The 20,610-nt window shown below is 38.3% G+C and carries 19 protein-coding genes; 9 read left to right on the forward strand and 10 right to left on the reverse strand.

What is annotated here, in order from left to right; genetic code table 11:
* The first annotated feature begins 48 nt into the window (after positions 1-48).
* From AW165_RS01955 to AW165_RS01975, 5 genes are read left to right on the forward strand one after another with little or no spacing between them, the layout of a single operon-like run.
* On the forward strand, positions 49-798 hold the full coding sequence (locus AW165_RS01955) for a hypothetical protein (protein ID WP_060464829.1): 750 nt from the start codon (positions 49-51) through the stop codon (positions 796-798).
* Complete coding sequence (locus AW165_RS01960) at positions 798-1,694, forward strand: hypothetical protein (protein ID WP_060464830.1); 897 nt, start codon at positions 798-800, stop codon at positions 1,692-1,694. Before AW165_RS01955 ends, AW165_RS01960 begins: the two co-directional genes overlap by 1 nt.
* Positions 1,681-2,931 (forward strand): glycosyltransferase family 2 protein, encoded by a 1,251-nt coding sequence (locus tag AW165_RS01965; protein WP_060464831.1) that lies wholly within the window; start codon positions 1,681-1,683, stop codon positions 2,929-2,931. The genes AW165_RS01960 and AW165_RS01965 overlap by 14 nt, the downstream gene beginning before the upstream one ends.
* The gene (locus AW165_RS01970; protein ID WP_032004456.1) at positions 2,932-4,776 is read left to right on the forward strand and encodes a hypothetical protein; all 1,845 of its coding nucleotides are present in this window, start codon (positions 2,932-2,934) and stop codon (positions 4,774-4,776) included. It abuts the gene before it with no gap.
* Complete coding sequence (locus AW165_RS01975) at positions 4,754-5,674, forward strand: hypothetical protein (RefSeq protein WP_005073204.1); 921 nt, start codon at positions 4,754-4,756, stop codon at positions 5,672-5,674. The genes AW165_RS01970 and AW165_RS01975 overlap by 23 nt, the downstream gene beginning before the upstream one ends.
* Here the strand turns inward: AW165_RS01975 and wecB are convergent.
* Positions 5,659-6,801 (reverse strand): non-hydrolyzing UDP-N-acetylglucosamine 2-epimerase, encoded by a 1,143-nt coding sequence (gene wecB, locus AW165_RS01980; RefSeq protein WP_032004455.1) that lies wholly within the window; start codon positions 6,799-6,801, stop codon positions 5,659-5,661. The genes AW165_RS01975 and wecB overlap by 16 nt on opposite strands.
* Before the next feature lies 1 nt (position 6,802).
* On the reverse strand, positions 6,803-8,020 hold the full coding sequence (locus AW165_RS01985) for a tetratricopeptide repeat protein (protein WP_060464832.1): 1,218 nt from the start codon (positions 8,018-8,020) through the stop codon (positions 6,803-6,805).
* Between the two features lie 268 nt (positions 8,021-8,288).
* On the opposite strand from AW165_RS01985, the gene AW165_RS01990 reads away from it, so the two are divergent.
* Positions 8,289-8,990, forward strand: coding sequence for a VIT1/CCC1 transporter family protein (locus AW165_RS01990; RefSeq protein WP_060464833.1), 702 nt, complete (start codon positions 8,289-8,291; stop codon positions 8,988-8,990).
* Between the two features lie 118 nt (positions 8,991-9,108).
* Positions 9,109-10,155: an NAD(P)H-dependent flavin oxidoreductase gene (locus AW165_RS01995; protein WP_060464834.1), complete on the forward strand. Its 1,047-nt coding sequence runs from the start codon at positions 9,109-9,111 to the stop codon at positions 10,153-10,155.
* A 37-nt stretch (positions 10,156-10,192) separates the two neighbouring features.
* Here AW165_RS01995 and dusB read toward each other — a convergent pair whose 3' ends face one another.
* Positions 10,193-11,218 (reverse strand): tRNA dihydrouridine synthase DusB, encoded by a 1,026-nt coding sequence (dusB, locus tag AW165_RS02000; protein WP_060464835.1) that lies wholly within the window; start codon positions 11,216-11,218, stop codon positions 10,193-10,195.
* Positions 11,219-11,301: 83 nt separating this feature from the next.
* On the opposite strand from dusB, the gene AW165_RS02005 reads away from it, so the two are divergent.
* Both AW165_RS02005 and AW165_RS02010 read left to right on the forward strand, forming a co-directional pair.
* Complete coding sequence (locus tag AW165_RS02005; RefSeq protein WP_045126687.1) at positions 11,302-12,510, forward strand: DUF1615 domain-containing protein; 1,209 nt, start codon at positions 11,302-11,304, stop codon at positions 12,508-12,510.
* Positions 12,477-13,133, forward strand: a complete 657-nt coding sequence (locus AW165_RS02010) for an HAD-IB family hydrolase (protein WP_017386255.1) — start codon at positions 12,477-12,479, stop codon at positions 13,131-13,133. Before AW165_RS02005 ends, AW165_RS02010 begins: the two co-directional genes overlap by 34 nt.
* 26 nt (positions 13,134-13,159) lie before the next feature.
* Here AW165_RS02010 and proB read toward each other — a convergent pair whose 3' ends face one another.
* The 7 genes from proB to AW165_RS02045 all read right to left on the reverse strand — a co-directional run bounded on the left by proB (position 13,160) and on the right by AW165_RS02045 (position 20,589).
* Positions 13,160-14,293: a glutamate 5-kinase gene (gene proB / locus AW165_RS02015; RefSeq protein WP_002118789.1), complete on the reverse strand. Its 1,134-nt coding sequence runs from the start codon at positions 14,291-14,293 to the stop codon at positions 13,160-13,162.
* 15 nt (positions 14,294-14,308) lie between these two features.
* Positions 14,309-15,529, reverse strand: a complete 1,221-nt coding sequence (gene cgtA / locus AW165_RS02020; RefSeq protein WP_002118576.1) for an Obg family GTPase CgtA — start codon at positions 15,527-15,529, stop codon at positions 14,309-14,311.
* A 179-nt stretch (positions 15,530-15,708) separates the two neighbouring features.
* Positions 15,709-16,383 (reverse strand): hypothetical protein, encoded by a 675-nt coding sequence (locus AW165_RS02025; protein ID WP_017399268.1) that lies wholly within the window; start codon positions 16,381-16,383, stop codon positions 15,709-15,711.
* Between the two features lie 11 nt (positions 16,384-16,394).
* Positions 16,395-17,120, reverse strand: a complete 726-nt coding sequence (locus AW165_RS02030) for a hypothetical protein (protein WP_017399267.1) — start codon at positions 17,118-17,120, stop codon at positions 16,395-16,397.
* Between the two features lie 149 nt (positions 17,121-17,269).
* Complete coding sequence (locus AW165_RS02035; protein ID WP_002118702.1) at positions 17,270-18,727, reverse strand: glyceraldehyde-3-phosphate dehydrogenase; 1,458 nt, start codon at positions 18,725-18,727, stop codon at positions 17,270-17,272.
* A 216-nt stretch (positions 18,728-18,943) separates the two neighbouring features.
* The gene (gene rarD, locus AW165_RS02040; RefSeq protein WP_079380990.1) at positions 18,944-19,891 is read right to left on the reverse strand and encodes an EamA family transporter RarD; all 948 of its coding nucleotides are present in this window, start codon (positions 19,889-19,891) and stop codon (positions 18,944-18,946) included.
* 110 nt (positions 19,892-20,001) lie between these two features.
* A complete protein-coding gene (locus tag AW165_RS02045) occupies positions 20,002-20,589 on the reverse strand; it encodes a lipocalin family protein (RefSeq protein WP_032055225.1) in 588 nt (195 codons plus the stop codon).
* Positions 20,590-20,610 lie beyond the last annotated feature (21 nt).

A 20,610-nucleotide genomic window follows, 5' to 3' on the forward strand; every position in this document is an offset into this window, starting at 1 on the left:
ATAAAAGTATAAAAAAATTAACATTACAAGAAGGTAGCCATAGCTCGCATGCAACAGCAACAAAAGAACCCTGGAAGAACACTCGTCTTATGGATTATCGCAGCTCATCTATTTATGGGCATAGTGGCGTATGAGTGGTTGCCTGTAAGTTTTAGAGGAAGCTGGATCTTTATTCTTATTCTTTTAATTTCTGGAGCTTTTTTACAAGTTGGCGCATCTTTAATTGTGGGCTTAGTCGCTTTTATCGGTGTTGCAGTATATTTTCTACTCGACTTAGGAGCTCAGACACATATTGAACGTCAGCTTCTTTTACTTTTTATTATTCCCCTCATTCCTCTTTTTCTGAGTGCTGTTCGCCATAATATTGAAATTAACGTTCAAAAATACCGCGATATTCAAAGTTATGACCGTAATTATCGCCGTGATATTTTCCCGCTTAGTGCACTCAAGTATTTCCAACGTAGTTTCTTTAAGCTTCTTGATCATCATAACATACAAGACTATGAAGTCTTTGAAATTAGAATTCTCAACCGAAGCTTAATTAAAGAAATGTTAGGCGACGATGTGTGGAAAACCACTCAAAATGAGATGATCAAAATTTTGAGTCAGCATCATCCACAAGAAATCGTTTTCCAGTTTGCTGATGATGATCTTGAAACTATATACAGTATTGTAATTCGCAAGCAAAAAACGGATGAAGAGCCTGATTTCATTAAAAAGCTTAGAGAAATTATGACTTTGCGGCTTGACGTGGAATATAAAATTATTCAGATTCCACCGGAAGAGGAGATGACCTAATGTCTAATCTTCTTAATATTTGTGGAATTATTATTGCATCTAGTCAATATCCTGATGCCACTTTACAGCAGTTCTATCGACAATATTATCATTGTGAGATTAAAACGGAATACACCAAAACAGAAGTTCAAAGTACCGATGATCTTTCCATGTTTTTTCCATATCAGGATACATGGTGGCCTATTTTTACAATTGACCAGATCAGCTCGGATAGCTTTCAACGACTTATTCATAAAGGGATCAAGCCCGGCATTATATTGCCGGATGAAGTTTTTAGCTTTTCTCATTATTTCCTGCTCAAAGAGGCAGTCAGCCAAGGTGCGATTCCGATCGTACTTTTTAAGTCTGAACAGCCTCAATATTTTGCGGCTAAAGCCACATTTTCGACTGCAATTGGGTTACGCCCAATGGCTGCTTTTGTCTCAACGGGATGGGATGAAAATTTAATTTCACAGACCGCTGGTAGTTATATTATTCAATTTAACCCTTCGCAGCTCCCGTTACCCTCTAGAGAAATTAAGCAAAAACAGCATTTATTTTATTCGGCTAAACGTTTTAACAGTCATATTTCTGGCTATGAAATTATTATTAATCCTCCTGCTGATCTACCCACAACAAATATTCGATATCCTCAACTTGGAATATCTTGGAAATTTAATAAGATTAATTACATAAGTACGCCAGAGCATGTAAAAACTAATTTTCTTGGATACATTTTTATCGGTTTAAGTACTGTTGTAGTTCCACTCGATCTAATTCTCACGAGTACCTACCCAGACCTCCTTGGTACGTTTGGCAGCTATATTTCATGGTTCTCTCTTGTAATCGGGTTGATTTTATTAGTCTTGCTCATCTCCTCTATTATCAGGAGGGTTAAATCAAATGGCTCCCATTGATATTCTCTTCTTATTTGGATTTTTAGGGATTTGGATTCCACAAGCATTTTGGGCGTGGTTAAGTTATCAAGCTTGGAAATATTCAAAAACAGCAGAAAAAGAGTTACAAAACCTTCCAATACCAGAGAGATGGCCCGTTTTGAGTGTCTTGATCCCTGCCTATAATGAAGGTGTTGTGATTGAAGATACTTTGCATGCAATTGCTCAACAAGATTACCCAGCCGAAGCATATGAAGTTTTACTCATTAATGATGGGTCAAAGGATAACACCCTAGAAATCGCCGAAAATTTGGCAAAAATTTATCCTTGCATAAAGATTGTTAATGTTCCTAAAGGAATGGGGGGTAAAGGTAAATCTAGAACGCTGAATAATGGCCTCCCCCATGCTCGAGGTGAATTGATTGTTGTCTATGATGCGGACAGTACACCAGAACCCGATTGTGTTCGCTTGCTAGCTCAAACCCTGCTTGCCGATAAAAAATTAGTAGCCGTTAATGGAAAAGTAAGAACACGTAATTGGCAAGATAGTATTTTGACCCGATTTATCGCAATTGAGTTCATCTTTTTCCAATGGATTTTCCAAGGCGGTCGTTGGCAACGTTTTGAGTTATCGACATTAATGGGTACTAACTATGTGATTTGGCGTGATGCTTTAGAAACCTTAGGTGGTTTTGATGAAAAGTCATTGGTCGATGATACAGAAATGAGTTTTAGGATTTTCATTGGCCAAAAACGGATTAAATGGGTGCCGTATGCAATTGGTTGGCAGCAAGATCCTCCATCTCTGAGTGTGTTTGTTAAACAGCGTTCACGTTGGACCCAAGGTAATTTTTATGTGACTCGTAAATATTTACCCGTCGCATTAAGAACGCCTTTTCCTATCGGAATTGAAATTCTTAACAACATTATGTGCTACATACTTTTTGTACCCGCTTTATTCTGGAGTCATATCACCTTAACCCTTGGCATACTTGATATTGCGGGTATTTCAGTTCCAGGCCCATTCACAACTCTATGGGGTCTGTCGTTTTGCCTATATGTGGCACAAATGTGGTTTACTCTCTCTTTAGAAAGGGTCAAACCAGAACTCTACTTTTATTCAGTTCTATCTTACGTAAGTTACTCACAAATATTTCTATTTATTGTTTTTAAAGCCGCATATGACATGCTTAAAAATAAAATACAGGGCAACTCCCTTCAATGGTACAAAACGGAACGTAGCAAGGAGAAAAAATAAATGAAAAAGACTTTTGATCTTTACAAAACAGCTCAAGTGCTCCTTGCCAGCACCAGTCTTATGCTCGCCATGTCTGCTCATGCATACATATGGAAACTTGACGATATTAGTACTTCTACTAAATACACAGTCGAGCCTCATTTTTTCTATATTGGCAAAGGTGCCCAGTGGCAAAACATTCAATTTTCAAGTGATTATTCCACTGAAAGCGATACAACTTTACTTGTAAAATATGATGATAAACTCATTTATAACACTACCCTAAGTGGGGATGGTCAAGTCAAATTTGATATTCCAGCAAGTCAGAGTGGCTTTCATCGTTTAGATTTTATTATTCAACAATATGCTAAACCCACTACGCTGAATCAAACCAAAGAAACATTCTGTACAGAAGATATTGATCACTTAACTTATTTAAGCAATTCCCAACTCGACTTTACGCCTATCCGTAATGTATACCGTTTAAAAGACTTACCAGACGCTTTAGCTAATCCACAAGCGAGACGGCCTACTCCGTTTGTTGGTATTTTAAAATATAACCGTAAAGAGATTATAGAAGCTTCTATGCTCGCTAGATTAGCAAGTTCATGGACTTCTATCACACCAATTGAATGGGTTGATTCAGGACAAACTAATTTAAATGATGAAACAAATTTTATTATTGAAGTGATTCGCTCAGCTACGCCACTTAAAGGGGGAGCATTCGTACAAATCGCAAAACCAGCAGATGGAGTGGCTACTCTTTCAATTACTTATCACACCCCACAAGAACTCACTGCTGCCATAAATGGACTAATCAATCCCTCATACGTAGAGCAACTTGATACAGGAAGTGCAATTTTCCCCACAACAATCTCCACCCCAACTTGGGCACAATTTAAAAAAATCAATACACTTGCCGATTTAGGCATTGAGGACTTCAGATTAAATCATGCTGAAAAGAACTTATTCCTTGATTTCCCTGCAGTATGGCAACCAACCGATATCTTGCAAGGGCAAATTGCACTTCGTATTCAAAGTGGTTTATTACAAGGTTCCAATATTACAGCTTGGATTGATGGAGGACTTGCTGGAAGCATGAAAACAGCCGACCTTGCTTCCGATCCGGTAAACCGACAATTCAACATTTTTGCAAAAGCTATTTCTAATACGACCAATTTTAGTTTAAAGCTTGAAAACTCGGTGATTGCTAACTCTCAGTGTTTACCCACTGCACATGGTTCGCTCTGGATTGATACAGCCAAGTCTACTGTAAAACTACCCCACAAACTCAAAAATGGTGTAGCCGCAATTTCAATGACTCTAGCAACGACTCCGACAATTGCGATTGATGATCAATCAGGTGCGTTAAATATCGCTATTGTATTAGGTCAAACCGCGAAAAAAATGCTTTTAACACAAGCACCAATGCCTCTCAACCTAGTCCGTTATTCACCGAGCGCGCCACAATCTGTAAATGTCCGCGTTAACAAAGATATTTATCAACAACAGGTGTTAATGCATCAGGATATTATCTATGCTCCTGCTGCTCAAAATGGTTTTATTGTCAGTTATAACAATAACCGCTTTGATGTGATTACCGACTCACAAGGTGGCGCACAAACGTTTATGCACCTTTGGGAAAAAATACAACATAAAATTCCAAACAACGTGACGAAAATGCTGGTTTCAGAAAATGGAAATATCTATGTTTTACAAAAACTCATTGTCGGAAATCAAAAGGCGCCTCTAGTCCAACAGTCTTCTTTCTTCTTACTAGTTGTGATTATCTCTGCAATTATGATAATAATTATCTTCTTGTGGTACTGGTTAAGACGAAATAATGAGAAAACAGATACCAATTAAAATAGCTGCTTTTATTATTTTAATTATATGTAGTGTCATTGGATATGCGGGGCTTTTCAAACATCAAGGTCAAGCCCCTCATATTGAAGGCATTTTCTGGCAACCTGACAATAACACGACTCCTCCAGAAGGAAATTGGCACTACTTAGGTGTCGATACATTTGTTCCTCAATGGTCTGTGGTTGAATCTAAATCTTGGTGGAAAGAATCAAATTTTCCTCAATGGGAAAAAGCTATTAATTTAGAAAAGATTAAACAAGAACCTTGGGCAAAAAATCTTATATTAGGCTTAGCAGGTGAATATAATGAACCTAAAGCTCGGGCTAATGTCATTGAATTAGGCGAAAAATCTGCCCAAATTATAAAAGAGCAAAAAACAGCATTTAAAGGTTATTACTTTCCGGTAGAAGCAGATCCAACTTGGCTACGAGTCAGTGCTTTAGGTCATGTGTTATCGAAGCTTCCTTCACCAGTCTGGGTGAGTATTTATAGTGGCGAAACTGAGCCTGAAAATTATGATTTATGGGTTAAAAGCTGGCTGCCTGACCATACGGGAGTTTTTTTCCAAGATGGTGTTGGCGTAGGCGTTCGATCACCTAAACAGGCCAAACATATTTTAGATCAGCTTGAACATAAACTTGGAAAAGACAAAGTAATTATAGTATTAGAAGCTTTTAGAGTGAAAAAGAATGGGCAATTTAGAGCCGCATATCCTTGGGAAATTATTTCTCAGCTAAAAGCATATGAAGGTAAAACTGTTTATATTTTTGATGGTCCTCATTACATGAGCCGCTGGTGCGTTAATATTGTGAGCTTATGGTACCGCCTCACTTATGGTCATGCCAACAAAACCATAAATGAGACGAGATCCTTAAATCATAATTATGCCGATTCATAAGATTTAGCAATTTGATTGAGAATACGTTGAGCAGCTTGCCCATCGCCAAATGGGTTTTCCACATGTGCCATTTTTTCATAATGCTGTTGGTCGGTGAGTAACTTTTCAGCTTCTTCAATAATTTTTTGTTGATTTGTACCCACCAAAACGCCTGCTCCCACCTCAACAACTTCTGGTCGCTCGGTAGTGTCTCGCAAGATTAAAACTGGCTTATTAAATGATGGACTTTCTTCTTGTAAGCCTCCTGAATCCGTCAAAATAAAAGTAGATCGGTCTATCACTGCCAATAGACTTGGGTAGTCTAATGGTTTAACAAGATGAATTTGGGAATGGTCTTTAAACTTATCATGGACTACGTCATGGACGGCTGGGTTTAAATGTACAGGCCAAATGAAATGTAAATCCGGATGTGCTTGAGCTAAGTGCTCAACCGCATTGCAAATATTTTGAATTCCACCGCCAAAGTTTTCACGACGATGGGCAGTAATGAGTACTACTTTGTCATCTTGCTTTAATTGAATTCCATAAGGTTCAAGCTGGTTCTTCAAATCAGATTTTTCAGCAATTAATTTACGCCCTAAATACACAGCGTCAACAACTGTATTGCCTGTAACTGTAATGAGCTCTGGCGGAATTTGTTCATTGAGTAAATTTCTTTTTGATTGTTCAGTCGGAGCAAAATGCCATTTGGTAATACGTGAAACTAACTGGCGATTTCCTTCCTCTGGAAAAGGATGATCTAAATCATAAGATCGTAAACCAGCTTCAACATGCGCAACAGGAACTTTCATTGAAAACGCGACTAAGCCAGCTGCTAAAACAGTTGTTGTATCCCCCTGAATGACAATTGCATCTCTTTTTTGTCCATCAGTGTACACATTCTCGATTTGACTCAAACCATGAATTAATAACTGATTTAAACTTTGTCCAGCATTCATAATTTTAAGACGGTGGTCAATTTCAACCCCAAAGAAATCTATCGCATCTCTTACTAGTTCGTCATGCTGTCCAGTAAAAATCACTTCAACTTGAAAGCGAGGGTCTTGTTTTGCCAATAAAATAACAGGGGCAAGTTTGATTAATTCAGGACGGGTTCCAAATACAATAGATATAAAAATTTTATTCACTTTAGAAATCCTTATAAAAAACGAGCTCTACTCGAGTATTGTTGTAATGATCTTTCGTATTTACTGGCACATCTTTAAAGTAATTGCCATATAGACGTTCAACACGTAGTTTTATTGGTTGATAATTAAAAGGCTGCCATGAAATACCTGGGCCATATTCAAATAAATTATTGTAATACTCATCTTTGCTGTCAGCTAAGCCATGCAATTTCATATAAGCCTGTACAGTGCCATTCTCACCTTTATAGACATTCAAACCCGTTCGTAATCGCAAGTCACCAATAACGTTATAATCTTCTCTAGAATAAGTTGCTGCGTTGCCATATAAATCAGTGAAGTAATCATTAAAACAAAGTGACTGATTACAACTATTTTGAGAGTACCACTCTTGATAACCTGCTACCCCACCCACAACACTTTCACGAAATTTATCTCTATTTCGATCAATCAGATCATAGCTTCCACCTACTTCTAAATACATGCGCACAGGTATAGAAGTCCAAGGTTGATAATTAGCGCCTACACCTAGAGTTACTGCATTTTCATCAATAATTTCAGGTCGTACACCACCTTGAGATTGAGTATCGCGGTTTAGATTTAAAAAGCCATACACCTGCGCTCGACCATTATCGAGGTTCTTACCATAGCGAGCTTTAAGTGGGAAAATTACATCGTCGTAACGTGATTCATATGAAGGCGCAAAATACACATCACGGAAATAAGTTTTGACCTCTCCTCCACTCAGATTTTTTACAGCCTGTGTCGCTTTAGTCGCAATATCAGCATCTTTAGACTGGGTAAGCTCCTTAAAAACCACCAGAGCCTCTTTGTTATTTTTTTGAGAATTCAGTAGATAGGCTTCTTGGAGTTTTAAATTATCATCTGCTGGATCTAATGCCTCTGCTTTTCTCAGACTTTGCAAAGCTGCATCTTGTTTCCCCAGCCGAATCTGTAAATAAGTTAAGCTTTTCCAAACTTTAATATCTTGTGGTGTCATCTCTCCAAGTTCTAATAATAACTTCTCGGCATTTTCAGGTTGAGTCTTCTCAATTTTATAAAATTGATCCCATTTATCATAAATTGGGTTTCCAGGTTTGTATTCTTGATTAACAATCTCTTGTGCAAATGTAGTCTCAATACTTAAGAGGCCTAAAGCTGGACACATCGAACCAATAACGATAAAGGAACGGGTTATAGATTTTATTGTTTTGCTATTCATTGGGACCTCTAGAGTAAAATAGATAGAATGCTTGCGTAGCAATCAAATTAAAATTTAATCAATAAGTATTATAATTAAACCCATAAATGACACTGTTTTATATAAGTAGATGAGTTCTTTAAATTGTTCATTTTATCTCCTTTAATATGATGTTTTAAAAAAGTTCTTATCTGTTTGTTTTTCCTATAATGACACATTTTTTAATCGTATTATTGTAAATAATCTTATAGGATAAGATAAAAATTTATAACTACAAATAGGGGAAAACATGTCCTTTTCTCAACATCCAGAACATCATTTTATTCACCGCTCAGGTTGGTTAAGGGCAGCCGTTTTAGGGGCAAATGATGGAATTATTTCTGTTACTAGTCTAATTATGGGAATGGCTGCAAGTGGGGCCTCTGCTCATACACTTCTTATTGCCTGTATTGCTGGTTTAATTTCCGGTGCAACCTCTATGGCTGCAGGAGAATATATTTCAGTAAAATCACAAGAAGATATTGAAAAAGCCGACTTAAAATTTGAAGAACAAGAACTCAAAAAGCATCCGCAGCGTGAACTGGACGAACTCACCCAAATTTATATATCCAGAGGCTTAGGACCTGACTTAGCTCTACAAGTTGCTACTGAACTTACAAATCATGATGCTTTAGGGGCTCACGCGCGTGATGAAATTGGTATTCATGAAAATACCGCAGCAAATCCTATTCAAGCCGCATTAGCTTCAGCTGGCTCATTTTCATTTGGGGCATTGTTTCCTATGCTGGCTATTTTACTCAGTCCAGATATATGGATCGAAAAAACAGTCTTAATATTTGGCATTATTTCATTAGCCTTTTTAGGAGCACTATCAAGTCATTTCGCGGGTACTTCGAAGCTTAAAGGGAGCCTACGCATTACCTTGTGGGGAATTTTAGCGATGGCTTTTTCAAGCTGGATCGGCTCTTTATTTCATATTACTCCGCTTTAAAAAAATCAGAACTTATCAATGTTTAAGAACTCAATATTTAAAAACTAAATGCCCAATATTATTTGCTCTTGGTTCGGTTTTCACGCTATGGTGAATAGAAAGAAATGAGGTGAATAAAATGGACCTATTACAACAACTTGAAATTAAACATCCAATTTTTCTTGCCCCTATGGCAGGTGTATCTACACCTGAACTTGCAGCAGAAGTTTCTAATCAGGGTGGTCTTGGATCCTTAGGTCTAGGTGCAAATACGGCGCAAAGTGCACGTGAACAGATTTTAAAAACCCAAACACTTACAGAAAAATCATTTCAGGTTAATTTTTTCTGCCATCAACCCGAACAACTTAACCTCCAAACTTCTGCTCAGTGGATTGAATATTTACGTCCACAATTTGAAAAGTTCGGAGAACAGCCTCCTCAAAACTTAAACTGTATTTATCCAAGTTTTCTTGATAACGATGATTTTCTAAATGTCGTATTAGAAACCAAACCTAAAGCGGTCAGTTTTCATTTTGGCATTCCCCATCCCCATCAAATTCAAGCATTAAAAGATGCCGGAATTATTACGATGGTGTCTGCTACCAATTTAGTTGAAGCACAAGCCATTGACGCGGCTGGTATAGATATTATTATTGCTCAAGGGATTGAAGCAGGTGGACATCGTGGAATCTTTAATAAAACCTTTGATGCAGCAATTAAAACAAGCGATTTAGTACACCTTATTGTCAAGCATTGCAAACCACCTGTGGTAGCCGCAGGCGGTATTATGAATGGAGCTCAGGCACGACATATGTTGAGCTTAGGAGCTACTGCGGTTCAACTCGGAACAGCATTTGTGCAATGCCATACATCAAATGCATCTGCCGAGTATCGTAAGGCTTTATTTACTGAACCTGTAACACAAATCAGCGCCAGTCTTTCTGGGCGTCCTGCACGTGGATTGCTCAACCATTGGCACACACAAATTGATTTACCTAATCGCCCTCCTCAACCCGAATATCCATATGCATACGATCTAGCCAAGCAATTAAATGCCATTGCAAGCAAGAATAAAGACTATGGCTTCGGTGCTTTTTGGGCGGGTAGTAATGTCTCTCAAATACGAGAGCTAGATGCTGCTGATCTGGTTAACCAGTTAGTTGTAGAAATGCTAGAAGATGAGTAAATCTTAAAAAGCCAGTAATCATATACTGGCTTTTTATTTAATGGGTTTCTAGTAAGTTAACCTGCTCAACCTGAACATCACTCATCAAATTGCCTTCAGCTAATAACTCATTAAAATAGTTTTCGACCACTAATGCTTGTTCAGCAGTGCTTTCAACTTTATACATATTTTGGCGAAATTCGTTACTTGAGCGTAAACCTTTTGTGTACCAAGCAATGTGTTTGCGGGCAATACGGCAGCCAGAGTATTCACCATAAAATTGATAAAGTTCTGATAAATGTCCTAGTAACACCTGCTTCACCTCTTCAATATTAGGTGCAGCTAAGTGTTCACCAGTTTTTAAATAATGAGCAGTTTCACGAAAAATCCATGGTCGACCTTGAGCAGCTCGACCAATCATAATTGCATCTGCCCCAGTATAGTCGAGTACATATTTTGCTTTTTCAGGACTATCAATATCACCGTTCGCAATAAGTGGAATATTGATTAATTCTTTAACATGTTTGATCAAATCATAACGCGCTGTATTTAAATACATGTCTTCGCGAGTACGGCCATGTAAAGCTAGCGCGGCAATCCCCGCTTCTTCTGCCCTTTTTGCGACTCTTAAAATATTTTCCTGACCATTTAAAAAGCCCAAACGGGTTTTCAAAGTCACGGGAACATCAACAGCAGCGACCACTGCATCAAGTATTCGGGCCACTAAGTCTTCATCTTGCAATAACGCTGAACCTGCGAGTTTATTACATACTTTCTTGGCAGGACATCCCATATTAATATCAACAATTTGTGCGCCATTTGCTACTTGATAGCGTGCAGCCTCTGCCAATTGTTCAGGATCAGAGCCTGCAATTTGAGCAGAGATCGGAGCGAGCTCACCATCAAAGTTCGCACGGTAAAGGCTCTTTTTGCTCATCCGCAAAGTTTTATCAGCAGTCATCATTTCACTGACTGCATGGCCTGCGCCAAAATACTTGCAGAGTGTTCTAAATGGACGGTCAGTAACTCCCGCCATAGGAGCAACAATTAAATTATTTGACAGTTGATAGGGACCAATATACATATATATTCATACAATTGATGATCAACATAGTATACTTCATCCGCTTAATCGGCTCATCTTTTTATGCAGGTGCTTTCCTCGCCATGAACAAACCGTTGTCTTCCCGTTTTTTATTAAAATCATTCGGCATGGCTGCCGTATGCATGAGTTTAGCTGCTTGTGGTGATAAAGCTTGGTGGTCAAACAATGATGAGCCTGAACTAGAAAGCCAACAGATTAAACGTCTAATTCCATCGCGTGTGCATGACCGTGAGTCATGGGCTAAAGATATTGATGACATTATGAAAGACTTGGATATTCCTAAAACCAAGAAAAATGTCTGTAGTATTGTGGCTGTAGTGGATCAGGAATCCAACTTTGTTGCCAACCCTCAAGTGCCTGGGTTAGGACAAAAGGCAGTTGAAGAAGTTAGTACACGTTTAAATGAAAAATTTGAAGATAAGCTTGGCAAAACCGTTGGTGGAACAATTGCTGGTTACTTTGAAGAAGTTCTAAGAACTCAGCCCTCTCCTGATAACAACTATATGAGTCAAATGCGTAAAGTTAAAACCGAGAAAGAACTCGACTTACTTTACCGAGAAATTTTCGACTTCATGGCTAAACACTATCATGTGAGTGCCTTAACTGGTGCAGCCAAATTGGTTGGTCAAGATATTGGCGAGAAAATGAACCCTATTACGACTTTGGGCTCAATGCAAGTTCATATTAATTATGCGAAAGCCAATAAGCGTTCGAGTATGAGTACTGCTGCGCTTCGCGATGACCTATATACTGAATACGGTGGTTTATATTACGGCATACATCGTTTAATGGTTTATCCGGCAGACTACGATAAAGCCATTTATCGTTTTGCGGATTATAACTCTGGTATGTACTCTAGCCGTAATGCAGCTTTTCAAAAAATGCTAAAAGAACTTACCGATAAAGATATAAGTCTTGATGGCGATCTACTTCTTTATACAAAAGATGGTGATCCACGCGCAGCTCAAAGCGAGTCAGAAAAAGAGCTGATTACGGTATTTGCAAAAAATAATGTATTGGTTACCCCACGACAAATCCGTGATGATCTTAAATTAGAAAAAGAGAAAAAGTTTGAAAGTACTCAAACTTATATTGCGCTGACTAAACTTTATAAATCAAAAACTGGCAAAGAACCACTCTATGCAATTATGCCTCAAGTGGTAATTTCTGGGCCTAAATTAAGTCGTGATTATAATACCAATTGGTATGCAACCCGCGTAAACGGACGATATGAAACATGTATGCAACGAGCGAAACGAATAAGACTATAAAAAGTCTCGCCCTGTTCGATTTTGATGGAACCTTGTGTAGTAAAGATAGTTTTACAGGGTTCATCTTTTATGCTTTATCTAAGCGTCACATTGTTAAGCAAGGCTTGAAAATTCTGCCATGGATTCAAGCCTACTATCTTAACTTTTATCCTGCCCATGCTATGCGTGCTAAGTTATTCCGTAGCATGTTTAAAAATACGCCTGCAATTGAATTACAAAAATTAGGTGAAGAATACGCACAAGAGTTAGTCTCTGCGCTTTCGCCTGAAATTTTTACTCAGTTACAACACCATCAATTGCGTGGTGATCAAGTCGTATTAGTTTCAGCTTCAATTGATGTCTATCTTGCTCCACTTTGCAAGTTACTAGATATCGAGTTGATTTGTACCGAAACTCAAATTAAAAACGGCAGGATGACGGGTTACTATTCTACTCCAGACTGTAGTAGTGAACAAAAGAAGTTAAGGATACATCAGCAATATACGCTACAGCATTACCACCAGATTTATGCTTATGGTAATAGCTCGGAAGACTTAGACATGCTTAGTCTTGCCACACATCCATATATGGTAGGTGAAGATCGTGTTTTACCTCGTTTAACGCCAGAAAAAAAGCTCGCATAAAGCGAGCTTTTTTATTTGAGCAAAACTTAATAAATTGCCATATGATCACGATGAATCATTTCAAGTGAACGAGCTTCACCAAGTACTTGATAAACCTTATCTGAGGCTAAGCCTTTAATAATTTCAGCAGATCTTGAACTAAAGTTTACTCGACCTACCGCAATACGTTTACCTTGTTTATCGACACATTCAACCACATCACCACGATCAAAATGTCCTTCAACATTTTTAACTCCAACAGGGAGTAAACTGCGATGCTTCAATTTAATCGCTTCAACAGCACCATCATCAATCACAAGACGGCCTGCCGTTTGTAAATGAGCAGCGAGCCACTGTTGATGAGCAGTCATGCGGTCTTTATCTGTAGTAAACAAAGTGCCTAGCATCTCACCTGCCATCGCACGTGATAAGACATTATCACTTTCGCCACTCGCGATGAGGGTTGGGCAGCCCGATTTAGCAGCTAAACGCGCAGCACGAACTTTAGTGACCATCCCACCTCGCCCAAGCACACCACCACCGCCGGCCATATCGAATAAATCATCATCCATAGCCCGAACAGTAGAGAGTAATTTAGCATCAGGATTATGACGCGGATCTGAGTCAAACATACCTTGCTGATCGGTTAAAATGATCAGCAATTCTGCATGAACCTGACCTGCAACCATCGCAGCTAAAGTATCATTATCACCAAAACGGATCTCATCGGTAGACACCGTGTCATTTTCATTAATGACAGGAATCACACGCCAATCAATCAAGTTTTGTAAAGCATCACACGAGTTCAGATAACGACGGCGATCTGCCAAATCATCATGAGTCAATAAAACCTGAGCAGTACGAATACCGTGGTTTTCAAGCACACTAGACCAAGTATGAATTAAGCCCATCTGCCCAATTGCAGCACAGGCTTGTAGACTGGGTAGATCGGTGGGTCGACTCGCAAGCTTCATACGAACCATACCTTCTGCTACAGCTCCTGATGACACTAAAATAATCTCGTGTCCGGCATTGTGCAGATCTGCAATCTGTTTCGCCCAATGCGAAATAGCATCTAGATCTAAACCTTGCCCATTAGCTGTAAGTAAAGATGATCCGATTTTAACAACGATTCGTTTACACTCACTGAGCTGACGTTGCCCATCGACCACTTCTATCATGTTTCCCTCGGTTTTCTAGTCACGAACGTAGATGACTTCTACATCATTGTCGTCTTCATCATCGTCAAAATCATCATCATCGTCCATCATGCTTTCGAGACGCTGTGCTCGACGCATTGCACGATATGCTTCTTTTGCCGCAATGGTTTGTTCACGCGTTTCAACTTCTAGTTGTTCACGGAAAGCTCTTACTTCTGCTGCATATTCAGGATCTTCAACTTCGCGTTCACGTTGTTGTTCAATCTGATCCATCAGGTAATACACAACTTCTTTTGTACCTTCGCTTAATAAGCCCGATGTCTTAAAGACAGGTCCAGTCCACTCTAGTTCATCTAGAATGTGCTGACACCACTCTTCGCGGCTTTCTTCAGCAATCTGATCAAGTTTATTGAGTACTAAAACAACTGGTAATTTAGCCAAAGTTGGTGAGAACTTAGCCAACTCATTCATAATCGCTTTTGCATTATGTGCTGGATCTGAACCATCAATTGGTTGTACATCAATAATGTGTAAAAGAATACGAGTACGTGCCAAATGTTTAAGGAAACGGATTCCTAAACCTGCACCTTCTGCTGCACCCTCGATTAATCCTGGAATATCGGCCATTACAAATGAACGATGGCGGTCAGCATCGACTACACCCAAGTTTGGAACCATGGTTGTAAATGGATAATCTGCCACTTTTGGTTTTGCAGCACTTACAGCACGAATGAAAGTAGATTTACCGGCATTTGGCATACCTAGCAAACCAACATCTGCCAATACTTTTAATTCAAGACGAATTTCGCGGAACTCACCTTTTGTACCAGTCGTACATTTACGAGGTGCACGGTTAGTTGATGATTTAAAGTGAGTGTTACCTAAACCACCTTCACCACCACCAGCAACCAGAATTCTTTGGCCGTCTTCAACCAAATCGCCAATAATATCGCCTGAATCTGTATCAACAATTGTTGTACCAACGGGTACTTTTAAAACCACATCTTCACCACCACGTCCAGTACAGTTAGCACCTGCACCGTTTTTTCCACGCTCAGCACGGAATTTACGTGTGTAACGGTAATCGACTAGCGTACTTGTATCGTCATCAGCTTGAATATAGATACTTCCACCACGTCCGCCATCACCACCATCTGGGCCACCAAATGGTACAAATTTTTCACGGCGAAAACTGGCTACGCCATTGCCACCGTCGCCAGCCTCTACGGTAATGACTGCTTCATCAACAAAGCGCATCTGCCAATCCTCTAAAAACTCTAAAACCGCCTATTCTGCCATATTTTCATAAAATTCTCGAATAGAAAATGGAACAATTCCATTTATAACGATCTGTTTTATCTTTAATCCAGCAGATGCTTTTAGTTTTGCAAATAGGATCCTTATAAAAAATAAAATTTAGCCAATTTATTTAATTATCAAGGATGAACATTGCGCAGAGGTAAGGTCATTTGCATATCAAGATTTGCTTTTGTTTTTGGCACAGAATTATACATGATGGCATTAAATGAAGAGACATTCCCCATTTCCATAGGATCATTTACGTTTAGGCTTGGTTTAAACTGATGTTTCACCGATAAATTTACGGGTTCATCGAATTCAAAATAAACTGGACCATCAAAAACAATTTTAACGGGAACGGTATAATTACGTTTTAAATTAAAAGGCACATCTAATTTAATAGGGATATCTAATTTAAGGGGAAATTTTGGTAAAAACTTACTTTGATAAACCAAGTCTGTGGTGGTTTCTAAAGGCATAACCTGATCAATTTTTAGAGTCGTTGAATAATCGACACTTACCGTAATAGGTGTTTCTACAGCAAAATTTAAATCTGCCAAATATTTTCCTTTTAGGGGTAAAGTTAATTGGCGATCTATATCTAAAGTTGTATCAAGTTTACCAATAGACTGAACCTGCAAAGTATTACCAACTTGAATCTTTGTTTCTAAAGAGTCAGGTAAACTAATATCGGCATTATGAGCCGAAACGACTAAATTTGCTTGAATATTGAGATACACCCAAAACATAATAGCGGCAAGTATCATCATTAAAAAGAAGCTAATTAACATACTCTTGAGTGAACGGAACATTAGCATCCACCCTATTGATCAGCTGTCTTTTGTGATGTTTCTGAACCTAATACTCGATTTAATCGCATAGTGGACAGAGGAATCTTTAACTCACCATTTGCAATCTTAACAGGCAAAGTATTTTTCACATCAACTGAAGCATTTAATGCAGTTTTAACAGGTACATTTAAATTACCCTCAATTGGGATATTCGTGTCTAATCTTGCTTTTAAAGGAATATGTAGATTTTCTTTTAATACCGTGCGTACTGGGGCATCAAATTTTAAATGAACCTTTTGCTCAAGCGGGACATTAATATCAATTGGCACATCAAGTTTTAATGGAATTGTCCCTTTCAATGGCAACGTAATATCACGGCCTAAAACTCGCACCTGAACCTTAGTATCAATTGGTAGATTTTGCTCAACTTTTAATGTTTCTTTGACCGGGATGGTTGTGCTAATCGGCACCATATTATCGAAGTAAACACGTGGAGTTAATGTTTGTGTTAAAGGAATATTCAGTTTCTCATCAATTGGAATACTGGCATTTACGCGCCCTTTTACATCCACATTTAAAGCATCTTGTACTTTAACCTTAACCTGTAGAGGCTCTTGCAAATCAATAGCAACCGCCTGATTTTTAAGTGGAATATAAATATTAAAGTGCTTAAATACCCATATTGCAATGAGTACACCACATAAATTGGCAATAATGATGAATACAAAAACGACCAACAAACGTTTAAACTGCGACAATTCCTATCCCTTACTATTTTCTTTTTTTCCTTAATTTGTATTCTCATTTATTTACAAAAAATAGTCAGCATATATTTTGTACGGTTGTAAAAAAACCCAGTCTAAACTGGGTCTTTTTGTGAAAATATTTTATAGATCGTTAAATGATCTTAAGCATTCAATTCTGCTGGGATTTTTTTGTAGCTTACGCCGCACATTTGTTCAGCAATACGTAATACCTGACAGCTATAACCAACTTCGTTATCGTACCAAACGTAAGCAGTTAAACGGTTACCAGAAGTAATCGTTGCTTGAGCATCGTATACACCTGCTGTACGAGAACCGATAAAGTCACTCGATACAACTTCAGTCGAGTTGGTATAACCAATTTGACCTTGAAGGTTAGAGTTAATCGAAATTTGACGAATGTATTCGTTCACTTCTTCACGATCAACTTCTTTATCAAGTGTTAAGTTCAAGATTGCAAGAGATACGTTTGGTGTAGGAACACGTACAGAGTTACCAGTTAATTTACCTTTCAATGCAGGTAATGCTTTAGCAACTGCTTTAGCTGCACCAGTCTCTGTAATTACCATGTTCAAAGTAGCAGCACGGCCACGACGATCTGCTTTATGGTAGTTATCGATTAAGTTCTGGTCATTTGTAAATGAGTGAACAGTTTCAACATGACCGTTAAGAACTTTATATTTGTCATCCAATACTTTAAGAATTGGAGTAATTGCATTTGTTGTACAACTTGCAGCAGAGATGATTTTGTCTTCATCTAAGATATCTGTGTTGTTTACACCAAATACAACGTTTTTCATTTCGCCTTTACTTGGTGCAGTCAATACAACACGTGCAACGCCTGGGCATTTCAAGTGTTGGCTTAGACCTTCAGCATCACGCCATTTACCAGTGTTGTCGATTAAAAGTGCATTTTCAATACCGTATTCAGTATAGTCAACTTCACTTGGGCTAGACGCATAAATCACTTTAATGAAGTTACCGTTAGCAATGATTGCTTCGTTTTCTTCATCAACAGAAATTGTACCAGCGAAAGTACCGTGAATAGAGTCACGACGAAGTAAAGAAGCACGTTTTGCTAAGTCACCGTCAGAAGACTTACGTACAACGATTGCTTTAAGGCTTAAACCACGACCTAAACCTGATTGGCTAATGATTAAACGAGCCAAGATACGACCAATACGACCAAAACCGTAAAGAACTACATCTTTAGGTTGTTCAGAAGTTGCGCTACCTTTGATTGACTCAACTGATTGAGCAACAAAAGCATCAACATCACCGCCTTTTTCTTTGTATTCAACAGCAAGTTTACCGATATCAACTTCTGCAGAACCAATATTTTCAACTTTTGCTAAAGCTTCTAAAATTGGGAATGTGTTTACAACAGAAAGTTCAACGTCTACAACACGTGTACGACGGTGAGTTTTCAAAATTTGGATAACAGAACGGTTAATTAAAGAGCGACCGTAAACAGATACGACAATATTTTTTTCACGGTATAATTGACCGATTAATGCAATCATACGTTCCGCGATTTCTTCACGGTTTTTCCAACGGCCTTGGTGTTCAGCGTGCAGGGCGATGATAGTGTCTTTGCTCACAGATACGTCCTCTAATTAATTATATCTAGGCGTGATTTTTAAAACCCCGTAATTGTAATGGAATTATTGGCAAGAATGAATCAAAAGCTGACATTAGTGACTAGATTTTCCTAAAATTCATCATAAATTCATAAAATACCTATAATTATTTTTTATTATCTTATTTTTTAAAGCAGCTAAATTTTTGCTTTTTCTTACTTTTTAGGTTCTGACGACCTACTTGAGTTCATCATTTTTTAATCTTTTTTGATATTTCGTGATATTAAGTTGCAGATTTTGGGCTTTTTGCCGTTGTTGATAAAGATGAATTGCTCCTTCTAAAACGAGTACAAAAACAGCACACCAAATCGGAATATAAGTGAACCATTCTTCCTGGCCAATGCTCTCCCCTAAAACTAAAGAAGCTAAAGCAAGTAATACAGGTTCCAAATATCCTAAGAGTCCAAACACAACTAAAGGTAGAAAACGACTTGCCAGAATATAACTTCCCAGACCAATAGCACTTAAAATTCCAAGCCCAATAATGATCAAAGAAAGACTCGGTTGGTCTATAAATTTACTGTATGGCAGCAAACCTGTATGAGTTAAATAAATTGCAATGGGCATAATAATGACCAAATCCCACCAAAAGCCCCCTAAATTATCTGTTTTAATTTTTTTACGTAATAAAAAGTAGGCAGAATATCCAACTGCTACCAATGCCGTTTCCCACGCAATACTTCCTAAACGCCATATTTCATGGCTAACGCCAATAACTGCAAGAATAATTGCTACCCATTGAAATTTTGATATTTTTTCGCCATACAACACACTTCCAGCTAAGACAAGAACCAGCGGTAATAGGAAATATCCCAAAGAGACTTGCAATCCACGCCCATGCATCGGCCCCCACAAAAACAGCCAAAGTTGTACTGAGGTTAAAATAGAGGTTGTGATTAATAATAATAGTAAAGAAGGCTTAGCCAAAATACGTTGGTAGATATTCTTGATATAGGCTAAATCACCACTCCACCACATAAATAAAGTAAGGAACGGTAGTGTTGCAATAATCCGCCATCCAAAAGTTTGTTCACTATCTAGCTGGCTTAATAATTGAGTATAAAAATAAAGTACACCAAAAGTGAATGATGCCATGACAGACAAGATCACGCCCTTAAACATCATCAACCTCTTAGACTTTAGTAAAAACAACTCACTACAATACTTGATTTATCCACTATAAAAAAGAAAAAACCATGTAAAAACATGGTTTTTTCTTAATCAGACATATACCACTATTCTTTATGTTCTGTACGAATAACATCTCGAATATCAAAACCTAATGTTTTTGCATAATTTAAATATTCATCCACCACTTCTTGCTCTGGATGAGGATTTCTTGATAGCACCCAAAGGTATTTACGTGAAGGCTCCCCGACTAAAACAGTCTGATAGTCTTCATCTAGCTTTAAAATCCAGTAATCCCCACGTATTACCGGAATCCATCTTACAGCTTCCGGTAAAAAACTTACCTTCAATTTGGTGTTATATGGCGGGTTAACCACAAAGGCCTCCCCGATAGATTGCTGTAATTGTTTTCTATTATCGTAGCAGCGATTATCTACTACTACATTTCCATTTTCGTTTAAGGTGTAGGTCGCAGATACATTATAAGCACACTTTTTTTGGAAAAATGCAGGCTTACGCGCGACTTCATACCAAACACCTAAATATCGGTCCAGTTCAACTTTATAGACAGTTTGCAAGGGTTTCGGCTGGGCATAGACATAGGTTCCAACAGCCAAACCAGCCAAAACGACACCGCCCAACGCAATTTTAGCCAAACGCCAGCTGGCTTGCGGAACATTATTTCGAAATGCCATTGTTGCCCTCAACGATTAGTT

It is taken from the genome of Acinetobacter sp. LMB-5 (assembly GCF_001541635.1).
Classification (GTDB): Bacteria; Pseudomonadota; Gammaproteobacteria; order Pseudomonadales; family Moraxellaceae; genus Acinetobacter; species Acinetobacter pittii.

Coding starts and splice junctions, on each gene's coding strand:
- AW165_RS01955 (WP_060464829.1), top strand. CDS start 49: ATGCAACAGCAACAAAAGAACCCTGGAAGAACACTCGTCTTATGGATT.
- AW165_RS01960 (WP_060464830.1), top strand. CDS start 798: ATGTCTAATCTTCTTAATATTTGTGGAATTATTATTGCATCTAGTCAA.
- AW165_RS01965 (WP_060464831.1), top strand. CDS start 1,681: ATGGCTCCCATTGATATTCTCTTCTTATTTGGATTTTTAGGGATTTGG.
- AW165_RS01970 (WP_032004456.1), top strand. CDS start 2,932: ATGAAAAAGACTTTTGATCTTTACAAAACAGCTCAAGTGCTCCTTGCC.
- AW165_RS01975 (WP_005073204.1), top strand. CDS start 4,754: ATGAGAAAACAGATACCAATTAAAATAGCTGCTTTTATTATTTTAATT.
- AW165_RS01985 (WP_060464832.1), bottom strand. CDS start 8,020: ATGAATAGCAAAACAATAAAATCTATAACCCGTTCCTTTATCGTTATT.
- AW165_RS01990 (WP_060464833.1), top strand. CDS start 8,289: ATGTCCTTTTCTCAACATCCAGAACATCATTTTATTCACCGCTCAGGT.
- AW165_RS01995 (WP_060464834.1), top strand. CDS start 9,109: ATGGACCTATTACAACAACTTGAAATTAAACATCCAATTTTTCTTGCC.
- dusB (WP_060464835.1), bottom strand. CDS start 11,218: ATGTATATTGGTCCCTATCAACTGTCAAATAATTTAATTGTTGCTCCT.
- AW165_RS02005 (WP_045126687.1), top strand. CDS start 11,302: ATGAACAAACCGTTGTCTTCCCGTTTTTTATTAAAATCATTCGGCATG.
- AW165_RS02010 (WP_017386255.1), top strand. CDS start 12,477: ATGTATGCAACGAGCGAAACGAATAAGACTATAAAAAGTCTCGCCCTG.
- proB (WP_002118789.1), bottom strand. CDS start 14,293: ATGATAGAAGTGGTCGATGGGCAACGTCAGCTCAGTGAGTGTAAACGA.
- cgtA (WP_002118576.1), bottom strand. CDS start 15,529: ATGCGCTTTGTTGATGAAGCAGTCATTACCGTAGAGGCTGGCGACGGT.
- AW165_RS02025 (WP_017399268.1), bottom strand. CDS start 16,383: ATGTTCCGTTCACTCAAGAGTATGTTAATTAGCTTCTTTTTAATGATG.
- rarD (WP_079380990.1), bottom strand. CDS start 19,891: ATGATGTTTAAGGGCGTGATCTTGTCTGTCATGGCATCATTCACTTTT.
- AW165_RS02045 (WP_032055225.1), bottom strand. CDS start 20,589: ATGGCATTTCGAAATAATGTTCCGCAAGCCAGCTGGCGTTTGGCTAAA.